Annotated in this window: 16 protein-coding genes; 5 read left to right on the forward strand and 11 right to left on the reverse strand. The window is 71.0% G+C overall.

The features are described 5' to 3' along the window. Positions 1-2 precede the first annotated feature (2 nt). The 3 genes from SANBI_RS04060 to SANBI_RS04070 are packed head-to-tail and all read right to left on the reverse strand — an operon-like array spanning position 3 to position 5,007. Positions 3-1,400 (reverse strand): alanine racemase, encoded by a 1,398-nt coding sequence (locus SANBI_RS04060; protein ID WP_319159184.1) that lies wholly within the window; start codon positions 1,398-1,400, stop codon positions 3-5. Continuing rightward, the gene (locus tag SANBI_RS04065; protein WP_319159187.1) at positions 1,397-3,148 is read right to left on the reverse strand and encodes an N-acyl-D-amino-acid deacylase family protein; all 1,752 of its coding nucleotides are present in this window, start codon (positions 3,146-3,148) and stop codon (positions 1,397-1,399) included. The genes SANBI_RS04060 and SANBI_RS04065 overlap by 4 nt, the downstream gene beginning before the upstream one ends. Continuing rightward, the gene (locus SANBI_RS04070; protein ID WP_319159189.1) at positions 3,145-5,007 is read right to left on the reverse strand and encodes a beta-N-acetylhexosaminidase; all 1,863 of its coding nucleotides are present in this window, start codon (positions 5,005-5,007) and stop codon (positions 3,145-3,147) included. The genes SANBI_RS04065 and SANBI_RS04070 overlap by 4 nt, the downstream gene beginning before the upstream one ends. Positions 5,008-5,293: 286 nt before the next feature. Here SANBI_RS04070 and SANBI_RS04075 point away from each other — a divergent pair, with 286 nt between their 5' ends. The 3 genes from SANBI_RS04075 (at position 5,294) to hemQ (ending at position 8,111) form a co-directional block, all read left to right on the forward strand. Then, positions 5,294-6,064: an RNA polymerase sigma factor gene (locus SANBI_RS04075; protein WP_319159190.1), complete on the forward strand. Its 771-nt coding sequence runs from the start codon at positions 5,294-5,296 to the stop codon at positions 6,062-6,064. 80 nt (positions 6,065-6,144) lie between these two features. Next, the gene (locus SANBI_RS04080) at positions 6,145-7,332 is read left to right on the forward strand and encodes a ferrochelatase (RefSeq protein WP_082544253.1); all 1,188 of its coding nucleotides are present in this window, start codon (positions 6,145-6,147) and stop codon (positions 7,330-7,332) included. A gap of 26 nt (positions 7,333-7,358) precedes the next feature. Beyond that, positions 7,359-8,111, forward strand: coding sequence for a hydrogen peroxide-dependent heme synthase (gene hemQ / locus SANBI_RS04085; RefSeq protein WP_056137127.1), 753 nt, complete (start codon positions 7,359-7,361; stop codon positions 8,109-8,111). A gap of 158 nt (positions 8,112-8,269) precedes the next feature. Here hemQ and SANBI_RS04090 read toward each other — a convergent pair whose 3' ends face one another. The 7 genes from SANBI_RS04090 to SANBI_RS04120 all read right to left on the reverse strand — a co-directional run bounded on the left by SANBI_RS04090 (position 8,270) and on the right by SANBI_RS04120 (position 16,820). After that, positions 8,270-9,520: a Glu/Leu/Phe/Val family dehydrogenase gene (locus SANBI_RS04090; protein ID WP_319161175.1), complete on the reverse strand. Its 1,251-nt coding sequence runs from the start codon at positions 9,518-9,520 to the stop codon at positions 8,270-8,272. A 334-nt stretch (positions 9,521-9,854) separates the two neighbouring features. Continuing rightward, positions 9,855-10,913, reverse strand: a complete 1,059-nt coding sequence (locus tag SANBI_RS04095; RefSeq protein WP_319159195.1) for a LacI family DNA-binding transcriptional regulator — start codon at positions 10,911-10,913, stop codon at positions 9,855-9,857. Positions 10,914-10,961: 48 nt separating this feature from the next. After that, on the reverse strand, positions 10,962-12,449 hold the full coding sequence (locus SANBI_RS04100; protein WP_319159198.1) for a GH1 family beta-glucosidase: 1,488 nt from the start codon (positions 12,447-12,449) through the stop codon (positions 10,962-10,964). Next, positions 12,446-13,357 (reverse strand): carbohydrate ABC transporter permease, encoded by a 912-nt coding sequence (locus tag SANBI_RS04105; RefSeq protein WP_319159201.1) that lies wholly within the window; start codon positions 13,355-13,357, stop codon positions 12,446-12,448. The genes SANBI_RS04100 and SANBI_RS04105 overlap by 4 nt, the downstream gene beginning before the upstream one ends. Then, positions 13,354-14,490, reverse strand: a complete 1,137-nt coding sequence (locus tag SANBI_RS04110) for a carbohydrate ABC transporter permease (protein ID WP_319159204.1) — start codon at positions 14,488-14,490, stop codon at positions 13,354-13,356. Before SANBI_RS04110 ends, SANBI_RS04105 begins: the two co-directional genes overlap by 4 nt. Positions 14,491-14,618: 128 nt before the next feature. Continuing rightward, on the reverse strand, positions 14,619-15,935 hold the full coding sequence (locus SANBI_RS04115) for an ABC transporter substrate-binding protein (protein ID WP_319159207.1): 1,317 nt from the start codon (positions 15,933-15,935) through the stop codon (positions 14,619-14,621). 372 nt (positions 15,936-16,307) lie between these two features. Continuing rightward, positions 16,308-16,820 (reverse strand): DUF2505 domain-containing protein, encoded by a 513-nt coding sequence (locus tag SANBI_RS04120; protein ID WP_319159209.1) that lies wholly within the window; start codon positions 16,818-16,820, stop codon positions 16,308-16,310. A gap of 152 nt (positions 16,821-16,972) precedes the next feature. Here SANBI_RS04120 and SANBI_RS04125 point away from each other — a divergent pair, with 152 nt between their 5' ends. Further along, positions 16,973-18,445, forward strand: a complete 1,473-nt coding sequence (locus SANBI_RS04125; RefSeq protein WP_319161177.1) for a sensor histidine kinase — start codon at positions 16,973-16,975, stop codon at positions 18,443-18,445. A gap of 376 nt (positions 18,446-18,821) precedes the next feature. On the opposite strand, the gene SANBI_RS04130 is transcribed toward SANBI_RS04125, so the two are convergent. Beyond that, on the reverse strand, positions 18,822-19,070 hold the full coding sequence (locus SANBI_RS04130) for a WhiB family transcriptional regulator (RefSeq protein ID WP_012865865.1): 249 nt from the start codon (positions 19,068-19,070) through the stop codon (positions 18,822-18,824). Positions 19,071-19,402: 332 nt separating this feature from the next. Between SANBI_RS04130 and SANBI_RS04135 the strand changes: the two genes are divergently transcribed. Further along, positions 19,403-19,873, forward strand: coding sequence for a hypothetical protein (locus tag SANBI_RS04135; RefSeq protein WP_319159216.1), 471 nt, complete (start codon positions 19,403-19,405; stop codon positions 19,871-19,873). Positions 19,874-19,886: the final 13 nt, after the last annotated feature.

Here is a 19,886-nt window from a genome sequence, read left to right on the forward strand (position 1 = left end):
GCTCAGAAGTCTGTGGTGACCAGCTCGACGACCCGGTCCTCGGCGTCGACGACCGCTGCGACCCGCCACTTGTCGAAGAGCGTGCACGGGTGGGAGATGCCGAGCCCGACCACGTCGCCGGGTCCCAGCGCAGGCGTGCCGGGCGCGAGGTCGTCGACGGCGAGGAACAGGTGCTGGTCGTTGAGCCCTGTCACGCGCGCACCGTCGAGAGGTTCGGGCGGCGCGAGCACACCGTCGTCGTCCACGCGGCGCACCGACAGGGCGACCGGGAGGTCGAGGTCGTAGGCGAGGTCGCGCCGACCCGCACCCAGCACGACGAGCCCCGGCTCAGGAGCCGAGAGCACCTGGGCCCAGACCGTCGCCGCCGCACGCATCGGGACGCCGCCGGGGATGCGCCGCCAGGGGTCCATGCGCTCGCAGAATCCGTGGTCGTGCGTGACGTAGGCGCCTGAGCGCACGAGGACGTCGACAGGTGTCGTCCGGCCGTCGGGGACGTCGAGGGGTCCGGGCAGCTCGGCGACCACGACGTCGAGGAAGGAGCTGCCCCCTGCGGAGACCACGACGGGGGAGCCGTCTTGACCCACCAGGCCCGTCTCGACGAAGAGCCCGGCGACCTCGCGCAAGGACCTGCAGTACGCCGCGACGCGGGCGAGGTCGTCTGGGGTGGTGCCCGAGGCGGCAGACCCCTCGTACCCGGCGACGCCGACCAGCCGCAGGCCAGCACCTGCGACGGAGCGGGCGAGGTCGAGCGCCTGCTCGGGCCCGCGGGTGCCGGTCCTGCCGCCGGCGACCCCGACCTCGACGAGCACGCCGACCCGCTCGCGGACCTCGGGTGCGGCGTCGGCGAAGGCCGTCGCGAGCAGCCGCACACCGTAGGCGGAGTCGACGTAGAGCCATACCTCGAGAGGGTCGAGAGGGTCCGACGCCTCGACGAGGGTCCGCAGCCGTCGGGTCTCGCGTGGGTCGACCATCTCGTTGGCGAGGAACACCCTGCGCGCACCCCAGTCGACGACGGTGTGCAGCTGGGCGGGGTTGGCGACGGTCGCACCCCAGGCACCGTGGGCCTGCTGCCGCGCGAAGACCTGCCGCGACATCGTCGTCTTCACGTGGGGTGCGTGCAGCACCCCGGAGGCCCGGCAGACCTCGGCCATCGTGGTGAGATTGTGCTCGAGGGCCGCGTCGTCGAGGGTGAGCAGCGGCCAGCCGAAGGTGTCACCTGTCATCGACGGGAGGTCTGCTGTCACCTCCGCGAGGATCGTCGGTGCGCCGAGAGCGAGCCCCTTGGTCCGTGGACCGACGGTGTCGCTGCCGATCGCTGTCCCACGGGTCTCGGCAGAGCCCGAGGCGACACCCTCCAGGCCGTGACTGGTCGTGCTCGCTGTGCGGTCCTGCTCGCTCATGCTCGTCCTCCTGTGCGGTGCGCTGATGCGGGCGCGGGCGCGGGCGCGGTAGTGGTCGTGGTCGACGGCCGGAGCGACCGGCCGGGGGTGAGTCCTGTGAGCTCGCCGTCGGAGAGCACCCGCCGTCCCGCGACGACGACGTCGGTGACGCCCGTCGCCAGCCGTCGCGGCTCGTCGTAGGTCGCGAGGTCCCGGACCGTCCCGGGGTCGACCAGGGCCACGTCGGCGACCGACCCGACCTCGAGCGACCCGCGCCCGGCGAGCCCGAAGCGACGTGCAGCGGCCGTCGACAGGTGGTGCTGCGCCTCCGACCACGTCCAGTCGCCTGAGCGCACCTGGGCGAGCATCCGGGCGAAGGCACCCCAGCCGCGCGGGTGCGGGCGCCCACCGGCGTAGATGGCGTCCGAGCCACCCATCTGGGCAGGGTGCGTCGAGAGCGCGAGGACCGAGGCAGCGGAGTTGGTCGGCGGCTGGGCGAAGACGCACCCGGCCCGCAGCCCTGTGCTGACCAGGAGCTCGACGGCGGTGTCCGCGGGGGAGAGGTTGAGGCGCCGCGCGACCTCGACGAGGGAGAGCCCCTCGGCCCACACGTGCTCGCCCGGCACCGACGCCATCGTCACGCGGGGCCACAGGTCGACGAGCCCCGGCAGGTGCTCGGTGCGCAGGCGGGCCAGCACCGCCGGGTCGCGCAGCGCAGCGACGGTCCGCTCCGGGTCGGCGATCGGCAGCCAGGTCGGCAGCGCGACCATCGAGAGGATCGACGCGCCGCGCAGGTACGGGTAGGAGTCGAAGCTGATGTCCAGGCCGGAGGCGAGCGCGTCGTCGACGTAGCCCGCGAGCTCCGCGGCCGGTCCGTGGTAGTGCGAGACGTGGGTGGCGACGCCGGTCTCGGCGGCGATCGAGACGAGCTCGGCCATCGCAGCGCCCGCCCTGTCCTCGTACCCGCGCATGTGGCTCACGTGAGGCAGTCCGCGACCGACGAGCACCCGGGCCAGCGCGACGAGCTCCTCGCGGTCCGCGTAGGCAGCCGGGACGTACTCGAGACCCGTCGACATGCCGACAGCACCGGCGTCGAGCCCGTCGACGAGGGCTGCGACGAGCAGGTCGCGCTCGGCGGGGGTCGCGGTCCTGTCGCTGTCGCCGAGCAGGGCGTAGCGCAGCGTGCCGTGCGGGACGAGATAGGCGACGTTGACCGGGGTGGTGCCGTCGTAGGTCGCGAGGAGGTCGGCGACCCCGCCGCCGCCGAAGGTCGGGTGGTCGCCGTTGATCGCGGAGAAGTACCGGCTCGCCCACGTGGTCGCGTCGAGGTCTGCGCTCGCGCTCGCGGACGAGGACGGGTGCGGGGCCGGGGTGCGGTCGGCACAGGCACAGGCACCGGCACCGGCTGCGCGAGAGGGCGCTGCGCCGGCTGACCGCATGGATTCAGCGCCGGGCACGTGCGAGGGTGCGAAGGACACCCCGTCCTGCCCGACGACGATGCTCGTCACCCCCTGGCGCAGCATGGCGTGCTGCACCTCGGGATCGAGCACGGCTGCCTCGCCGTGCACGTGCGCGTCGACCAGCCCGGGCAGGGCGACACGGCCGTCACCGTCGAGCACGTCGACGCCCGTCGGCCGGCGACCGGCCGGCGACACCGCGATCACCCGGCGGCCGAGGTGCAGGTCGACGGGCTCGGTCAGCCCCGTCGTCGACGAGGCGTCAGGCAGACGGACGCCGTGGACGACGGTCTCGACACGGCTGGCCGTCACGCGAGACCGTCGGTCGCGGGAGTCGCGGGAGTCGCGGGAGTCGCGGGAGCCGCGGACGGCGCCGCCTCGCGCACGTCGTCCTGCGAGTCGCCCTCGTGCCAGCCGCCTGCGCCGTCCCACCCCGCAGCGGCCATCTCCGCCGCGAGGTCGCGCGGGAAGCCGGGTGCGCCAGGTCGAGCCTGCCAGGGCAGCGGCCCGTCGAGCGGGCGGTACTCGACCCCTGCCGCGTCCAGGCGCGGCAGGTGCACGGTCCGCAGCCTCTCGAGGAACGCCTCGGAGGCCGGCGACCCGGGTGCGCGGTCGGCCTCGGGCGACCAGGCGACCTCCGCGAAGGCCGCGAGCCTGGGGAAGGTCGCGAAGTCGACGCGTCGGGGAGAGTCGAGGTGCTCGGTCCACACCTGGGCCTGCACGCCCACGAGACGCCCGGGCGCCTCGTCGAGGCCTGGGTGCGCGGCGCGCACGGCGCCCGGCAGCGGGTCGAAGGCGTAGACGTCGGCGACGGTCCGGACGAACCCCACGGGTGTCGGCTCGTCGGGGTGCTCGCCCGCCCGGTGGTCCAGGTACACCACCTGCTCGGGGGCCATGACCACGTCGTGCCCGGCCTCGATCGCCGCGGCGCCCACGCTGATGCCGCGCCACGCCGTCACGACGGTCTCGACGGGGAGCGTCGGCGTGAAGGCCTCGTCCCACACGACCGGTCGACGTCCGGCGGCGATCACGTGCTCGCACAGCCTGTCGACGAACCACCCGTGCAGGTGCCGTGCGTCGGGCAGGCCGAGCGCGGCGGCCCGCTCGACGATCGACGGGTTCTCGAGCCACAGGGTGGTCGGGACCTCGTCACCGCCGAGCGCGACCCAGGGGGAGTCGAACACGTCGAGGACCTCGTCGAGCACGTGCCTGAAGAACTCGAGGGTCTCGTCGGAGGGGTCGAGCACCTCGGTGCTCACGCCCCAGGTGGTACGGACTGTGTGCGGCTGCTTGCGGGTGCCGAGCTCGGGGTAGGCGGCCACTGCCGCCTCGACGTGACCCGGGACGTCGATCTCGGGCACGACGACGACCCCGCGCTCGCGGGCGTAGGCGACGATCTCGCGCAGGTCGTCCTGCGTGTACCAGCCGCCGTGCGGCTGCCCGTCGGTGCGGTCGCTGCGCCAGGTGCCCACCCCCGTCTCGGTGCGCCACCCGCCGACTGCCGTGAGCAGGGGGTAGCGCAGCACCTGCATGCGCCAGCCCTGGTCGTCGGTCAGGTGCAGCTGGAGCACGTTGAGCTTGTGGGCGGCCGCGAGCTCGACGAGGCGCAGCACGTCGTGCACGGGCATGAAGTGCCGGGCGACGTCGAGCAGCATCCCGCGCCAGGCGAAGCGAGGGGAGTCGGAGACGTCGACGGCCGGGAGCGTCAGCCCGCTGCGGTCGGTGCGCAGCGGCGCACGCCTGAAGGCGTCAGGGCCGGCGAGCTGGCGCAGGGTCTGGGCGGCCGCGAAGGCACCGGGCAGGTCGTCGGCCTCGACGTCGACCTCGGACTGGTTCACCCGGAGCCTGTAGCCGCCGGCTCTCGGCCCAGCCGGCCCCGTCGGCCTTGTCGCTGCTTGCTCTGCTGGGCCAGGCGCGGGCGCGGGCGCGAGCCGGAAGTTCGCGCGCGACCACCGCGCTCCGCCGGCCCTCGCAGCAGGGTCCGCCGACCCCGCCAGCACGGTCTCGATGGCGTGCGCCGCGCAGACGACCCCGGCCCACCAGCGGGCGGCTGGTCGCAGGGCCTCGTCGACGGCGACGAGGACGCCCTCTCGAGCCACGAACGGGGCTCCGGAGCCGGTCTCGGCGCGGGCTGGAGCAGGGACGAGCCCGAGGTGGTCAGCAGTGGTCACGAGGTCGAGCCTAACGAGACTTCGGGGTTTGTCCACCCTCCTGACAAACGCGGTCGAGGGTGATCTGTCTCTCAGCGGCCTGGCCCCGGATGTGGTGTGGCGGCGATCAGACCCGCGAGCAGCCGCAGCACCAGGCCGACGGCGGTCCTGAGATGGTCACGAGAGAGACGGCTCCACGAGCCCGCCGCCGGACGCGCTGCGGGTTCCCCTCTGCGCGAGCGGCTCGGCACCTGGGATGATCGACGCACGGCGTCGCAGGGGGTGCTCGCCGCAGGAGGGGTCTCAGATGTTCACCGATGTCCCGACAGACACCGACACCGACCTCGCCGAAGGCTCGGTGGGCCCAGCCGACGCCGCTCTCGTCGAGGACGTCAGCACTGGAGACGTCGACGCCTTCCTCGAGCTCTGGCGACGTCACCGCCAGGCCGCCTACGACTTCGCAGGCCGGTGGTCGCCGCCGGGCAGCCCGTCCGAGTCCGCCGTGAACCGCGCCTTCGCCGACGTCCTCCTCGAGATCTCGGCAGGCTGCGACGTGGACGGACCGTTCCGCCTCCACCTCTACCGCACGCTCTTCGCCGAGAGCCCCTGGGCCCTGCGCTCGCACGTCCCGCTCGTCGTCCGTGCCTTCGGGGCCTTGTCGGCGCAGTCCCGCACGGTGCTCTGGTACAGGGTGGTCGAGGACGAGCCGAAGAGCTCGGTCGCCCTCCTGGCCGGTGTCCACGGCGACGACCTGTACGCGCTCCAGAGGGTCGCGGAGGTCGAGCTGCGGACCCGGTGGCTCGCGGAGATCGTCGAGGCGCCGTCGACGCCGCCAGGCTGCGCCTGGATGGTCCCGCGCATCGACCTGCGCCCCTGCGGCGTGCTCGCCCCGGCCTCGGAGGAGCGGTACGACAGCCATCTCCACAGGTGCGGCCACTGCCAGCAGGTGGTCCTCGACCTCGCCGACGTGAGCGCTCTGCTGCACCACGCCGCGCACGCTCTCGTCACCCCGCACGACGAGGACCAGGGCTGCCGCTACCCGCAGGGGCGCCCGGCGGCAGGCTCTCAGACGACCTGACGTTCTGTCGTGTCAAACTCACACCGCGCAGCCCGACCCTCGCGGTGGCGGGGTTGTCCAGCGGTGCGAAGATGGCTCACATGGCCCTCACCCCAGACACCGAGGCTGCTCCCGGCACGGCTGCCGAGACCACCCGCGGCCCCCAGCTGCCCTACGACGCCCTCCTGCTGTACTCCTTCGGAGGCCCCAACAAGCCCGAAGACGTCGTCCCCTTCCTCCGCAACGTCACCGCCGGCAAGGGGATCCCCGACTCCCGCCTCGAAGAGGTCGGCGAGCACTACTACGGCTTCGGCGGCAAGAGCCCGATCAACGAGCAGAACCTCGCCCTCCAGGCGGCCCTCGAGGGCGAGCTCGCCGCTCGCGGCATCGACCTGCCGGTCGTGTGGGGCAACCGCAACTGGGAGCCGTACACGCGCGACGCCGTCGAGCAGCTCAAAGAGATGGGTGTCCAGCGCGCCGTCGCCCTCGTCACGAGCGCGTACTCCTCGTACTCCGGCTGCCGCCAGTACCGCGAAGACCTCGCCGTGACCCTCGACGGGCTCGGCGACCTCGGCCCCGAGGGGTCGCGCAGCGTCCAGTTCGACAAGGTGCGCTCGTACTTCAACCACCCCGGCTTCGCCCAGGCCAACATCGACGCCGTCGTGGACGGCTACCGTGCGCTCGCGGAGAAGGACGGTGCCGAGCTCGCAGCCGAGGCCCGCCTCGTCTTCGTCACGCACTCGATCCCGGACACCATGGAGGCCGCCTCGGCAGTCTCCGGTGCGACGTACTCGCAGCAGCACCTCGACCTCGCCGCCGTGGTCGCCGCCGAGGTCTCGACGGTCCTCGGCCACCCCGTCGAGTGGACGCTCGCGTACTGCTCGCGCTCCGGCCCGCCGAGCCAGCCGTGGCTCGAGCCCGACGTCAACGACCACCTCGGCGAGCTCGCCGAGTCGGGTGTGCGCTCTGTCGTGATCTCGCCGATCGGGTTCATCTCCGACCACATGGAGGTCGCCTACGACCTCGACACCGAGGCGATCGCCACGGCCGCCGAGCTCGGCCTCGCCGCCGTGCGCGCCGGGACCGTGAGCACCCGGGCGCCCTTCGTCTCCGGTCTGGTCGACCTCGTCCTCGAGCGGGCCGCCCTGGCCCGCGGCGACGAGATCGTCCAGCAGACCGTCGGCACCCTGCCCGCCTACAGGTCCGTGTGCCGGCCCGGCTGCTGCCGTCGCCGTGACGGCGAGGACAGCGGCGTGCCCGCGCTGTGCTCAGAAGCCCTGAACTCCTGACCCGCGACGAAGAGAGCCAGCACGCCATGAGCGACCAGCACCTGCACCACCGTCCCGACACCGGCGAGACCGTCCCGACGGACGACATCAACGAGGCCGTGCGCTACACGATGTGGTCGGTCTTCTCGACGGTCCAGACCCTCCCGACCGACGCCGCCGAGCGTGCCGAGATCGTCGACGCCGCCCTGGCCTCGGTCGGTGGCGCGGACTCGGGGGTCGACACCGACCTGACGATCCGCGGCTGGTACGACGTCGGTGGCCTGCGCTCCGACGCCGACCTCATGGTGTGGTGGCACGGGCCCTCGATCGAGTCCGTCCAGGGGGCCTACCAGCGCCTGCGCGCCTCCGACCTCGGCCGTCACCTCGAGCCTGTGTGGTCGAACGTCGGCCTGCACCGTCCGGCGGAGTTCAACCGCGGTCACGTCCCGGCCTTCATGGCGGACGAGGCCCCGGAGAAGTACATCTGCGTGTACCCCTTCGTGAGGTCCTACGAGTGGTACCTGCTGCCGGCCGCGGAGCGCGCGACCATGCTCCGCGACCACGGCATCGCGGCGGCGGGCTACAAGGACGTCCGGGCGAACACCGTCCAGGCCTTCGCCCTGGGCGACTACGAGTGGCTGCTCGCCTTCGAGGCGGCCGACCTCGCACGGATCGTCGACCTCATGCGCGACCTCCGCGCGACCGAGGCGCGCCACCACGTGCGCGAAGAGGTGCCCTTCTTCACAGGGCCGCGGACCGACCTGCACGCCTGGGCCGACCGCCAGCCACTCGGCGACTGAGAGACAGGCTGCCGCTCGGCGACTGAGAGACAGCCAGCCGCTCGGCGACTGAGAGACAGCCAGCCGCTCGGCGACCGAGGCCCACCGCCCACATCGACGCAGCCCTGCACCCCTCACGCGAGGGGTGCAGGGCTGCGTCGGTCTGCGACGGCCGGAGATCAGGGGTAGAGGCCACGGATCTGGTGCGCCTCGGCGACCCTGCGCACACCGATCACCAGTGCTGCGTCGCGCAGCGTGATGCCCTGCGCACGTGAGGTCGCGGCGACCTCGCGGAAGGCCGAGTGCATGCGATCGGCCAGCTTCTGCTCGATCTCGTTCGCGTCCCACCAGTACGTCTGGTTCGACTGGACCCACTCGAAGTACGAGACGACCACACCGCCGGCGTTGGCGAGGATGTCGGGGACGACCACGACACCCTTCTCGGCGAGGATCGCGTCGGCCTCCGAGGTCGTGGGGCCGTTGGCGCCCTCGACGACGAACCTCGCGCGGACCGACGGCGCCGTGCGGGAGTCGAGCACCCCGTCGATGGCCGCGGGGACGAGGACGTCGACCTCGAGGGCGAGGAGCGCGTCGTTGCCGAGCGGGTCGGCGCCGTCGAAGCCCACGACCGAGCCTGTCGCTGCCACGTGGTCGAGCAGGCGCGGCACGTCGATGCCCGCAGCGTTGTGGACCCCGCCGAACTGGTCGCTGACCGCGACCACGCGGGCACCCTCCTCCGCGAAGATCGTCGCGGCGTGGGCACCGACCTTGCCGAAGCCCTGGATGGCGACGGTCGCGCCGGTGAGCGTCTCCCCGACCTCGGCGAGGGCGGAGATGGTCACGTGCACGACCCCGCGCGAGGTGGCGGTGGCCCGTCCGAGGGAGCCGCCGACGGCGAGGGGCTTGCCTGTCACGACCCCGGGGATCGTGTAGCCCTGGCTCACCGAGTAGGTGTCCATCACCCAGGCCATGGTCTGCTCGTTGGTGCCCATGTCGGGGGCCATGATGTCGCGCTCCGGGCCGATCATCGGCATGATCTCGCTCGTGTAGCGGCGGGTGACGCGCTCGAGCTCGCGCTCGCTGTACTGCTGGGGGTCGATGCCGACGCCGCCCTTGGCACCGCCGTAGGGTAGGTCGACGACGGCACACTTCCAGGTCATGAGCATCGCGAGGGCGCGCACCTCGTCGGCATCGACGCTGGGGTGGAACCGCAGACCGCCCTTGCCGGGCCCGCGCGAGACGTTGTGCTGCACCCTGAAGCCCTTGAACAGCTCGACCCTGCCGTCGTCGCGGCGCAGCGGGACGGCCACGTTGATCTCGCGCCGTGGGGTCGCGAGCATCTCGTGGAGACCCTCTTCGTAGCCGAGGATCTCGACGGCGCCGGCGAGCTGCCCCAGGGCGTTGGCCCACGGGACAGAGATCTGGGCCATGCTCGGGTGGCTCGTCGCCGTGGACTCTGCGGACGCTGCCGGCGCCGCTCGCCCCGTCCGGGCTGCGTCGCCCGTCAGGTCGTCGGTGCTCGCTGCGGTGTCGTGGTCTGTCGCGGCGGTCTGCTGGGTGGACATCGTCGGTGGTCTCCTCGCTGTCGACGACGCGCCGTTGTGCGGCACGTCACAGACCAATCTACCTGGGGAGCCGGGTTCTCGGCCTCCAGCGCGCGCCTGCGCCAGGCTCGGCTCCGACCTCGGCGTCACGCGCGGGACACCTGCCGCGGTGGGACGGGTGCCGGGATGGGGACGTGCTCGGGCGGAGGAGGGGAGGACCTCAGCTCGAGGCCCGCAGCACCAGCACGGGGGCGAGCACAGAGCGGCCTGTCGGGTCCACGACCGGTGGGAGCTCGGTGTCGGACGGGTCGGCGAGGTCCTCCGCCGAGATCGCCCCGAGCGTCACGAGGAGCTCTTCGGTCGCGAGGCGGGCCATCCGGACCACAGGGTTGGCGACGGTCGTGAGGGCGGGGACGGTGTCGTCGGCGACGCCGAGGTCGTCGTAGCCGATGACGGCCACGTCCTCGGGCACCCGGCGCCCGTGCGCGGCGAGCGACTGGAGGGCGCCGCTGGCCATGAGGTCGGAGGCGGCGAAGACCGCGTCGATGCTCGGGTCCTCGGCGAGGATCTGGTCCATCGCCGACGCCCCCGTCGCGATGGTGAAGTCACCGCGGACCACGGGGCCGGGCTCGAGGCCCGCCTCGCGCAGGGCCGCGTGGAAGCCCTCGAGCCGGTCTTCGCCCGCGGTCATATCGCCCGGCCCGGCGATGTGGGCGATGCGCCGGCACCCGCGCGCGACGAGGTGCTCGGTCGCGATCTTCCCGCCCCCGACGTTGTCGACGTCGACGCAGCGCAGACCCGGGAAGGGGTGGAAGGGTCGACCCACGAAGACCGCGGGCAGCCGGGACGCCTCGATGGCACCCTCGAGCCCGTCCTTGCGGTGGTGGGAGACGACGATCGCGCCGTCCACGTGCCCGTTGCGCAGGTACTGCGCGATGCGCCCGGCCGACTCGTCGAGCTTGGCGATGAGCAGCACGAGCTGGAGGTCGGAGTTCTTCAGCACAGAGTTCATGCCGCGCAGCGTCGCCGCGAAGAACGGGTCGTTGAGGAATCTCTCGTCGGGCTCGGGGACGACGAGCGCGACAGAGTTGGTGCGGCGGGTGACGAGCGACCTCGCCGCCCGGTTCGGGACGAACCCGAGCCGGGCGACGGCGTCGTCGACGGCGGCCTGCGCCTCGGCGGAGACCCGTGAGCCGCCGTTGATCGCTCGTGATGCTGTCGAGCGTGACACCCCGGCGGCCAGCGCCACCTCTTCGAGCGTCGGGACCTGCATGCTCATCGGATCTCCTCGTGGGGCCTGGGCCCCGGTGCTGTGGTGCGCTGCGCCTCAGGCGCGGCGCGGCGGGACTGTGCCGGTCCGGGCGACCTCGCCGTACCACGCACCGCTCGCCTTGACGGTCCGTTCCTGGGTCTCATAGTTCACCCGGACGATACCGAAGCGCTTGTTGTAGCCCCAGGCCCACTCGAAGTTGTCGAGCAGCGACCATGCGAAGTATCCCGCGACGTCGGCCCCCTGCGCGATAGCCTCGTGCGTCGCGCGCAGGTGGAGGTCGTAGAACGAGAGCCTGTCCTGGTCGTCGACCTGCTCGTCCGGGCCGGCGACGTCGTCGTAGGCGCAGCCGTTCTCGGTCACGTACAGGCGCATGCCCTTCGGCCCTGTGTACTCCTCGTGCATGCGCACCAGCAGGCGGGTGAGGAGCTCGGGCTGGATCTCCCAGTCCATGTCGGTCACGGGCGCGCCGGTCGGGTGCCAGTAGACACCGTCTGCGGCAGGCCACGGGGCCGAGGTCTCGCGGGCGACGGGTGCGTCGCCGTGCAGCTCTTCGGTCGGTGCGGCCGGGGTCTTCGACACGCTCTCGCCGTGGTAGTAGTTCACGCCCAGGGTGTCGATCGGCGTCGAGATGATCTCGAGGTCGCCGTCGTGCACGTGCTCGAGGAAGCCCTCGGCCAGTCCGAGCTCGTCGAGGTCCTGGAGCAGGTCGACGGGGTAGGCGCCGTGGAAGATCGGGTCGGCGAACACCCTGTTGAACTGCGCGTCGATACGGCGTGCCGCGTCGACGTCGTCAGGGTTGGTCGGGTCGACGGGTTCGGCGACCGTGAGGTTGAGCGTGAGACCGAGGTTCGCCTCGGGCGCACGAGCGCGCAGCTCCTGCGTCGCGAGGCCGTGGCCGAGCAGCAGGTGGTGGGCCGCCGCGAGGCCATCGGGCCGTGACTGACGGCCCGGTGCGTGCACCCCGGCGGTGTAGCTGAGGAAGGAGGAGCACCACGGCTCGTTGAGCGTGGTCCACACCCCGACGCGGTCGCCCAGGGCCTCGTGCATCGTGACGGCGTACTCGGCGAAGAGGTACGCGGTGTCGCGGTCGGTCCAGCCGCCCTTGTCCTCGAGGGCCTGGGGGAGGTCCCAGTGGTACAGCGTGATCCACGGCAGGATGTCCTGCTCGAGGAGCGAGTCGACGAGGCGCGAGTAGAAGTCGAGCCCCTTCTGGTTGACCCCGCCCGGACCGGCGACGCCGTCGGGGCGCACCCGCGCCCACGACGAGGAGAACCTGTACGCGCCGATGCCGAGCTCTCTCATGAGCCGGGTGTCGTCGGCGTAGCGGTGGTAGTGGTCGCACGCGACGTCGCCGGTGTGGCCGTCGAGCACGGCGCCGGGCACGCGGCAGAAGGTGTCCCAGATGGAGTCCTTGCGGCCGTCCTCGTGCGCTGCGCCCTCGATCTGGAACGCCGCTGTCGCTGCGCCCCAGACGAAGCCCTCGGGGAAGACCAGGGGCGTGGTCGTCGCGGTCTGGCCGGGGGTGGGGGTCGAGGTGGTCATCCCTTGACAGCTCCTTGCATGATGCCGGCGACCAGCTGGCGGCCCGCGAAGAGGAAGACGAAGATCAGCGGCAGCGTCGAGAGCAGCACACCGGCCATGATGAGCGAGTAGTCCTGGAAGTAGTTCGCCTGGAGCTGCTGGATCACCATGGGCAGGGTCGGGTTCGACCCGTTGAGGATGATGAACGGCCAGAAGAACGCCGTCCAGCTGCCGATGAAGGTGAAGAGCGCGAGCATCGCTGCGGCGGGACGGGCTGCCGGCATGGCGACGTGCCAGAACGTGCGGATCATCGACGCGCCGTCCATGCGGGCCGCCTCGATGAGCTCGAAGGGCAGGGCGTTCTCGAGGTACTGGGTCATCCAGAACACACCGAAGGCGGTGACCATGCCGGGCACGATCACGGCGATCAGCTTTCCGGACCAGCCGATCTCGGACATGACGATGAACAGCGGGACGATGCCGAGCTGGGTCGGGATCGCCATGGTCGCGATGACGAAGACGAGCAGCGGGCCACGTCCGCGGAAGCGCAGCTTCGCGAAGGAGTAGCCGGCGAGGGTCGAGAAGACCACGACCGACAGCGACTGCAGCACGGCCACGATCATCGAGTTCACGAAGCCCTTGAGGAGCGGGATGTTCGACTCGAAGACGCGGGAGAAGTTCTCGAGGAGGTTGCCCTGCGGGATGAGGCTGGGGATCGGGTTCTGCGAGATCGTCAGCTGGTCGGAGGACCCGAGCAGGAACACGTAGAGCAACGGGTAGACGGACACGAGCAGCACGATGCCGAGCAGCGTGTACGTGATCCACCCGGGGCGGCGGTCGGCTCCGCCGACCTTGTTGCGGCGCCGCTTGGCGGCGCTGCGAGCAGCGCCCTTGCCGGCGGTCTGGGCGATGACAGGGACCGAGCTCATCGCGTCCTCCCGGTGGTCGTGGTGCCGTTGTCGGGCAGGTCGTCTGGCTGGGTGGTCGGGTCGGCTGCGGCGGGCACGCCGACGCCCGTGGGGGCGAGGGGTGCTGTCGGTGCCGGGGGAGTCGGGGGTGCCTCGCGCAGCGACTTCTTCTTGGCGCGGGCCACCGCCCGGGTGCCCGAGGACGAGATCCGCCGGGTGATGAGGAAGTTGAGGACGCCGATCACCACGATGAGCAGGAAGAGGATCCACGCGACGGCTGCGGCGCGGCCGAAGCTCTTCTGGTTGCCCCAGCCGAGCTCGTAGATGTACATGGTGAGCGTCATCCACTGACGGTCTGCGCCACCCATGCCGGAGGGGTCGAACATGCGCGGCTCGTCGAAGATCTGCAGACCGCCGATGGTCGAGGTGATGACCACGAAGATGATGGTCGCGCGCAGCTGCGGGACGGTGACCGAGAAGAACTGGCGCAGGCGCCCGGCGCCGTCGATGATCGCGGCCTCGTAGAGCTCGCGCGGCACGGCCTGCATGGCCGCGAGGAAGATGAGGGTGTTGTAGCCGGTCCAGCGGAAGTTCACCATCGTGGCGATCGCGAAGTGGCTGGGCAGGATCTCGGCGTGCCAGCGGACCGGGTCGACGCCGATGATGTCCAGGACGGCGTTGATCGTGCCGGACTGGTCGGCGAAGAGGCGGCCGAAGATCAGGCCGACGGCGACGGGGGCGACCACGTAGGGGAGCAGCACGCCCATGCGCCAGAAGGTCTTGGCGCGGATGTTCGCGTCGAGGAGCGCGGCGAGGATGATCGCGATGATCACCTGCGGCACCGAGGACAGCAGGAAGATCGAGAAGGTATTGCGCAGCGCCTTCCAGAAGTTCGGCTGGTGGAGCACGTCCACGTAGTTCTGCAGGCCCACCATCTCGCCCTGCCCGATGAGCAGGTTCCAGTCGTGGACCGAGACCCAGGCTGTGTAGACCAGCGGGAACAGACCGGTGATCGCGAAGAGGACGAAGAACGGAGAGATGTACAGGTACGGGGAGAGCTTCACATCCCACTTGCCGCGCTTCTGACGGAAGGCGATCCGACGGGGTGTGCGCTCCTCGTCGGTCGAGGGCTTGGGTGGGGACAGGACAGCCATGAGGATCCTTCGGGCAGACGCCGCAGCGGGGCGCGGATGAGCAGAGGCGGTGCCGCGTCGGGCACGCCGCGCCCCGGGTGGGGCGCGCCGTGCCCGACGCGGCGGTCAGGCGCGGTGGTGCAGCGAGGTCAGAAGCCCAGGTTGCTGAAGTCGCTCAGAGCCTGGTCCCATGCCTCGTCGGCCTTCTGGGTCTGCTCGATGTCGACGCGCTTCAGGGCGTCGCCGACGGCCTGGTTGATCGCGAAGTAGTTCTGGCCCTTGAACGGCGGGACCGGGTTGACCGCGTTGGAGCGGTTGATGAAGATCTCGCCGACAGGTGCGTCATTGAAGAAGTCGTTCGTCGCCGAGGTGAGGGTCGTGTCCTCGTACGCCGCGACCTGGCTCGGGAAGGTACCCGCGTTGGCGAAGGCCTTGATCTGCTGCTCGGGGGCGGTCAGCCACAGAGCGAGCTTCTTGGCCTCTTCGACGTTCTTGCCGGACTTCGGGACGGTCAGGAAGGACCCGCCCCAGTTGCCGCCGCCGCCGGGGAAGACGTCAGCGACGTCCCAGCCGTCGACGCCGCCCGCGCGCTCTTCGACCGGACCGGTCATCCAGGCGGGGCAGAGCATGGTCGCGAAGCCGGCGTTCTGGAACGCGGCGTCCCAGTCGGGGCTCCACTGGTCGAGGTGCGCCGAGAGCTCAGGGGCGACCTCGAGGATCGAGTCGTAGAAGCCCTTGATCTCGGTGTTCGACGCGAGGTCCTTCGGCTCACCCGTGGAGGGGTCCTCGTAGGCTGCCTCGACCTGGCCGACCATGCCCTGCATGATGGCGTTGCTCGAGTCGTACCAGGCGGAGTCGCTCGCTGCGGTGAAGGTCTTGCCCGCTGCGAAGTAGTCGTCCCAGGTGGCGTCCTCGCCACCCAGGAGCTCGGCGACAGCGGCGCGGTCGGTCGGCAGACCGGCGGCCTCGAAGAGGTCGGAGCGGTAGCAGATGCCGGCCGGGCCGATGTCCGTGCCGAGGCCGATGAGGGTGCCGTCCGAGGCCGTGCCCTGCTTGAGCTTCCAGTCGACGTAGCGACCCTCGACCTCAGGGTCGGACAGGTCGGCGAAGGCCGAGGAGACCATGTCGAGCTCAGGCATCCAGTCGACCTCGATGCCCTCGATGTCGGCGAGGCCGTCACCACCGGCGGCGAGCTTCGTCGTGAGGTTGGAGCGAGCGTCTTCGGTCTTGGCAGCCTTGGTCTGCTTGACGACGACGTTCGGGTTGGCGGCCGTGTACTCGGCGAGGAGCTCGTCGGTGTAGCCGAAGTTGTTGAAGGTGGCGACGGTCAGCTCGATCTTGCCGTCCGCGTTGGTCGACGAGCCGCTGGCCTCGTCGTCGCTGGAGCAAGCCGAGAGCGCGAGCGCCATGATCGAGGCGCCGGCCACCACGGAGGTGAGGCGACGCGAACGAGGGGTGCTGAACATAGGTGAAGACTCCTTTGTCCACGGTCCGGCTGCGGTGCCGTCCGTGCGTGTGAAGGACTGTCGGACTCCCCGGTGAGGGGTGACCGTCGAACCTGCATGTGGAGGAGGTAGCCCGCCTGTGGGAACGCTCCCATGCGTCACGGATGATCATGGTGGGATCGCTCCCACACGTCAATGCCCAGTCGGGGTGAGAGCGCTTCCATGGGCTCTCGGAAGTGCATATCCGCAGGTCAGAGCATTGCCGACCGCGTGGAAGGTTGCCGAATCGTTATCATGGGACCAGTTCTGACGGTGCTCAGGCGCACGACAGGACCGCCCTCGAGAGGGCGGCCCTGGTCGGGGGAGGGCGGTCGTCGTCGACCACCTGACGAGTCAGTCCTGCGGGTGGGTCGCGATCCAGTCGGAGGCCGTCGCGGCCTCGGCCGTGAGGGCCTGGCGGATGGCCTCGGCGGCGGCTTTCTCGATGCTCGCCCCGAAGAGCGGGACAGGGGACTTGATCTCGCCCTCGTAGGTCATGGTCGAGCCTCCGGCAGCGGGCACCAGGGTGATCGCCCCTGTCATGCGCACGGGTGCGCCGGTGATCTCGACCGAGACCGTGCCGAAGCGGCGCCCGTCGGCCCCCTCTGTCGGCTCGGCCCACGCCTCGGTCTGGCGGATCTCGAGCTCTGACCCCACGAAGGAGCGCGCCTGCGCAGGGATCTGGTCGCTCGGGATCACCCTGCGGACCGCCGACGTGTAGCTGCCGTCGGTGCCCGAGGTCACGTCGACGGTGAGCACCTTCGACCCGGCCTGCGCCGCCTTGTGGCGGATGAACTCGGGGTCGTTGACCAGCCGGACCGCGGCGTCGGTCGGCAGGGGAAGGTCCAGGGTGATGCTCGTGCGCATGGGTCGTGCTCCTTCGCCGTGACGGGTGAGCACGAGCCTACCGAACGGTGCGCTCGCGTGTACGTCTGCCGCTGTGGGGACGAGGTGCGCGGGCGGGCACGTCCGGACGACGCGCGGTGCGCTCGCCCGCGTAGGCTTCCTCTGTGTCGACCATGAGCAACCTCGTGTCCAAGTACAGCGCGCTCGACCCTGCGGACGCCGAGTGGCTCCACCTGCTGGTGGGTGACTGGCAGCTCATCTCCGACCTGGCCTTCGCCGACCTCGTGCTGTGGCTGCCGACGACCGACGGCGGCTTCGTGGCCGTGTCCCAGTGCCGACCGAGCACAGGTGCGACGGTCCACCACGACGACATCGTCGGGTCTTTCGCCCCCGGCGGGCTGCTGCCCCAGCTGGAGCGTGCCCTCACGGAGGAGCGCACGCAGCGCTCGCGCGAGCCCCGGTGGTTCGGCACCTATGCGGTCCGCGAGGAGGTCGTCCCGGTCCTGCACGAGGGTCGACCGATCGCCGTCGTCGCCCGGCAGACCAACCTCGGCAGCGGACGCACGCCCAGCCGCCTCGAGCTCAACTACGTCGAGGCCGCCGACGACCTCATGAACATGGTGACCACCGGCGAGTTCCCCTCGCCCGACGGCGCGACGGGCCCGCGGCGGGGTGCACCACGCGTGGGCGACGGGCTCATCCGCCTCAACTCCGAGGGCGAGGTGCTCTACGCGAGCCCCAACGCGCTCAGCTGCTTCCACAGGCTCGGGGTGATCGGTGCCCTCGTGGGCGAGTCGCTCATCGAGGTGACGACCGAGCTCGTCGAGCACCAGGTGCCCGTCGACGAGTCCATGCCGCTCGTGCTCATGGGGCGGGCTCCGTGGCGGACCGAGGTCGACTCGCACGGGGTGTGCCTCTCGGTGCGCTCGGTCCCGTTGACGGAGAACGGCCAGCGGATCGGCGCTGTCCTCATGTGCCGCGACGTGTCCGAGCTCCGCAGGCGTGAGCGCGAGCTCATCACCAAGGACGCGACGATCCGCGAGATCCACCACCGCGTGAAGAACAACCTGCAGACCGTCGCGGCGCTGCTGCGCCTCCAGGCGCGCCGTATGACCGTGCCCGAGGCCAAAGAGGCTCTCGAAGAGGCCATGCGCCGCGTGGCGACCATCGCCCTCGTGCACGACTCGCTGTCGCAGACCCTCGACGAAGAGGTCGAGTTCGACGACATGATGGGACGTGCGCTGCGCCTCACCGCGGACGTCGCCTCGGCCGACGTGAGCGTACGCACCGTGCAGACGGGGACCTTCGGCATGGTGCCCGCGCAGGACGCCACGGCCCTTGCGCTGATCCTCACCGAGCTGGTGACCAACGCCGTCGAGCACGGGCTGTCGGCAGCCGGTGGAGGCACGGTCGAGGTCAGGGCGGAGCGGGACGGGGCGCACCTGTCGGTCACCGTCGAGGACGACGGCGTCGGCATGGGCGAGGGCAAGGGCCCGTCGGGCGGCCTCGGGACCCAGATCGTCAAGACCCTCGTCACCAACGAGCTCCAGGGCACGATCGAGTGGGAGCCCCGCGAGGGCGGCGGGACGATCGTCGCCGTCGCCGTCGTCCTCCGCGGCGTCACGACCCACGAGCCGACGGCCTGACAGTAGGCCGCAACGGACCAACGGACCGCACCACCTGACCGGACCGGACCGGACCGGATCGCAGGCCTCGCCGGACGCGCCTGACTGGGCACGTCTGATCACGCTGCTCTGACCACCCGGCCCTACCCTCGCACCCGCGAGGTCGCCTGCTCCGCGGCGAGGTCGCCTGCTCCGCGGCGAGGTCGTACAGACACGCCAGAATCGAGACTGGGACGGCCTGATCTGGCGTGTTCGTACGACCTCGGTAGAGCGTGTGTGACCTCGGCGGGGGAGGCGTGCACTGGTGGGGATGCAGCGAGGCCCGGGTCCCTGGGCGGGATCCGGGCCTCGTGGTTCAGCAGGTGGTGCTCAGTCTGTTGTGCGGCTCAGCGTGACGTCAGCTGGCGCGGCGTGCGCGGGCGGTGCGGCGCTTGAGGGCGCGGCGCTCGTCCTCGGACAGGCCTCCCCAGACGCCGGCGTCCTGGCCGGACTCGATGGCCCACTTGAGGCAGGTGTCGACGACGGGGCAGCGACGGCAGACGGCCTTCGCCTCGTCGATCTGGAGGATCGCGGGACCGGTGTTGCCGATGGGGAAGAACAGCTCAGGGTCTTCGTCGAGACAGGATGCGCGGTGACGCCAATCCATGAGAACTCCTAGGCAGGGGCGAGCCGGCCCAGGGGAGGGCGCGGCAAAGGGAGAGGGGGGGCTTGTGACTGCTGGTAACCAGTTCACACCTCAACCATCCCCGGCACAAGGGTTACCAGGAGGTTTCTATTGCGTGACGACTGAGGTCTTGATCACATTTTTGGTCAACGGCACTCGCCAGGTGGGTTATAAGCATGCCCGACGGCGCTGGTCAAGGGTGATCTTGAGCCGATTCGCGAGGATCGGCACGCTCTGCGCGCTGTGACGTCGGATCCAGGACCAAGGACAGGGTCGAGAGCACCGTGATCTATCCGCTATCGTCTGGAGCACTTATGACTTCCTCAGGTATCTCCCAGCCGTCTGAGCCCACGCCTGAGCGTCGGGGCGCCCTCGGCCGCTGGTTCGAGGTACGTCGCCACCCTGCTGTCTGGGCCACGTCGGTCCTGCTCGCCCTCGAAGGTCTCGCGCTCGTCGTCTTCGCGGTGATCGGTGCCCTCGACCTCCTCCCCGGGCGGGACAGGGTCGTCTCGGTCGCGATCGCCCTCACCCTCTCGTGCGCGGCAGGTGCCTGGTTGATGCTGGCGGCCGCCTACGGGGTGTCGGTAGGACGGTCCTGGGTGCGGGGCCCGGTCATCACCGTGCAGGTGCTGACGGGTCTGGTCGGTGTGAGCTTCCTCCAGGGCGGTACGACGGGCCTCGGTCTGGCGCTGGTCGTCGTCGCGGTCCTCGGGCTCGTCGGGCTGCTCTGCGGTCCGGTCTCCAGCTTCACGGGTCGCCGCACGTACGACCTCGACCAGGACTGAGCCGGGCGCAGTG

This window comes from Sanguibacter biliveldensis, from assembly GCF_033798665.1.
GTDB lineage: Bacteria > Actinomycetota > Actinomycetes > Actinomycetales > Cellulomonadaceae > Sanguibacter > Sanguibacter inulinus.

Coding starts and splice junctions, on each gene's coding strand:
- SANBI_RS04060 (WP_319159184.1), bottom strand. CDS start 1,400: ATGAGCGAGCAGGACCGCACAGCGAGCACGACCAGTCACGGCCTGGAG.
- SANBI_RS04075 (WP_319159190.1), top strand. CDS start 5,294: ATGTTCACCGATGTCCCGACAGACACCGACACCGACCTCGCCGAAGGC.
- SANBI_RS04080 (WP_082544253.1), top strand. CDS start 6,145: ATGGCCCTCACCCCAGACACCGAGGCTGCTCCCGGCACGGCTGCCGAG.
- hemQ (WP_056137127.1), top strand. CDS start 7,359: ATGAGCGACCAGCACCTGCACCACCGTCCCGACACCGGCGAGACCGTC.
- SANBI_RS04090 (WP_319161175.1), bottom strand. CDS start 9,520: ATGGCCCAGATCTCTGTCCCGTGGGCCAACGCCCTGGGGCAGCTCGCC.
- SANBI_RS04095 (WP_319159195.1), bottom strand. CDS start 10,913: ATGAGCATGCAGGTCCCGACGCTCGAAGAGGTGGCGCTGGCCGCCGGG.
- SANBI_RS04100 (WP_319159198.1), bottom strand. CDS start 12,449: ATGACCACCTCGACCCCCACCCCCGGCCAGACCGCGACGACCACGCCC.
- SANBI_RS04105 (WP_319159201.1), bottom strand. CDS start 13,357: ATGAGCTCGGTCCCTGTCATCGCCCAGACCGCCGGCAAGGGCGCTGCT.
- SANBI_RS04110 (WP_319159204.1), bottom strand. CDS start 14,490: ATGGCTGTCCTGTCCCCACCCAAGCCCTCGACCGACGAGGAGCGCACA.
- SANBI_RS04115 (WP_319159207.1), bottom strand. CDS start 15,935: ATGTTCAGCACCCCTCGTTCGCGTCGCCTCACCTCCGTGGTGGCCGGC.
- SANBI_RS04120 (WP_319159209.1), bottom strand. CDS start 16,820: ATGCGCACGAGCATCACCCTGGACCTTCCCCTGCCGACCGACGCCGCG.
- SANBI_RS04125 (WP_319161177.1), top strand. CDS start 16,973: ATGAGCAACCTCGTGTCCAAGTACAGCGCGCTCGACCCTGCGGACGCC.
- SANBI_RS04130 (WP_012865865.1), bottom strand. CDS start 19,070: ATGGATTGGCGTCACCGCGCATCCTGTCTCGACGAAGACCCTGAGCTG.
- SANBI_RS04135 (WP_319159216.1), top strand. CDS start 19,403: ATGACTTCCTCAGGTATCTCCCAGCCGTCTGAGCCCACGCCTGAGCGT.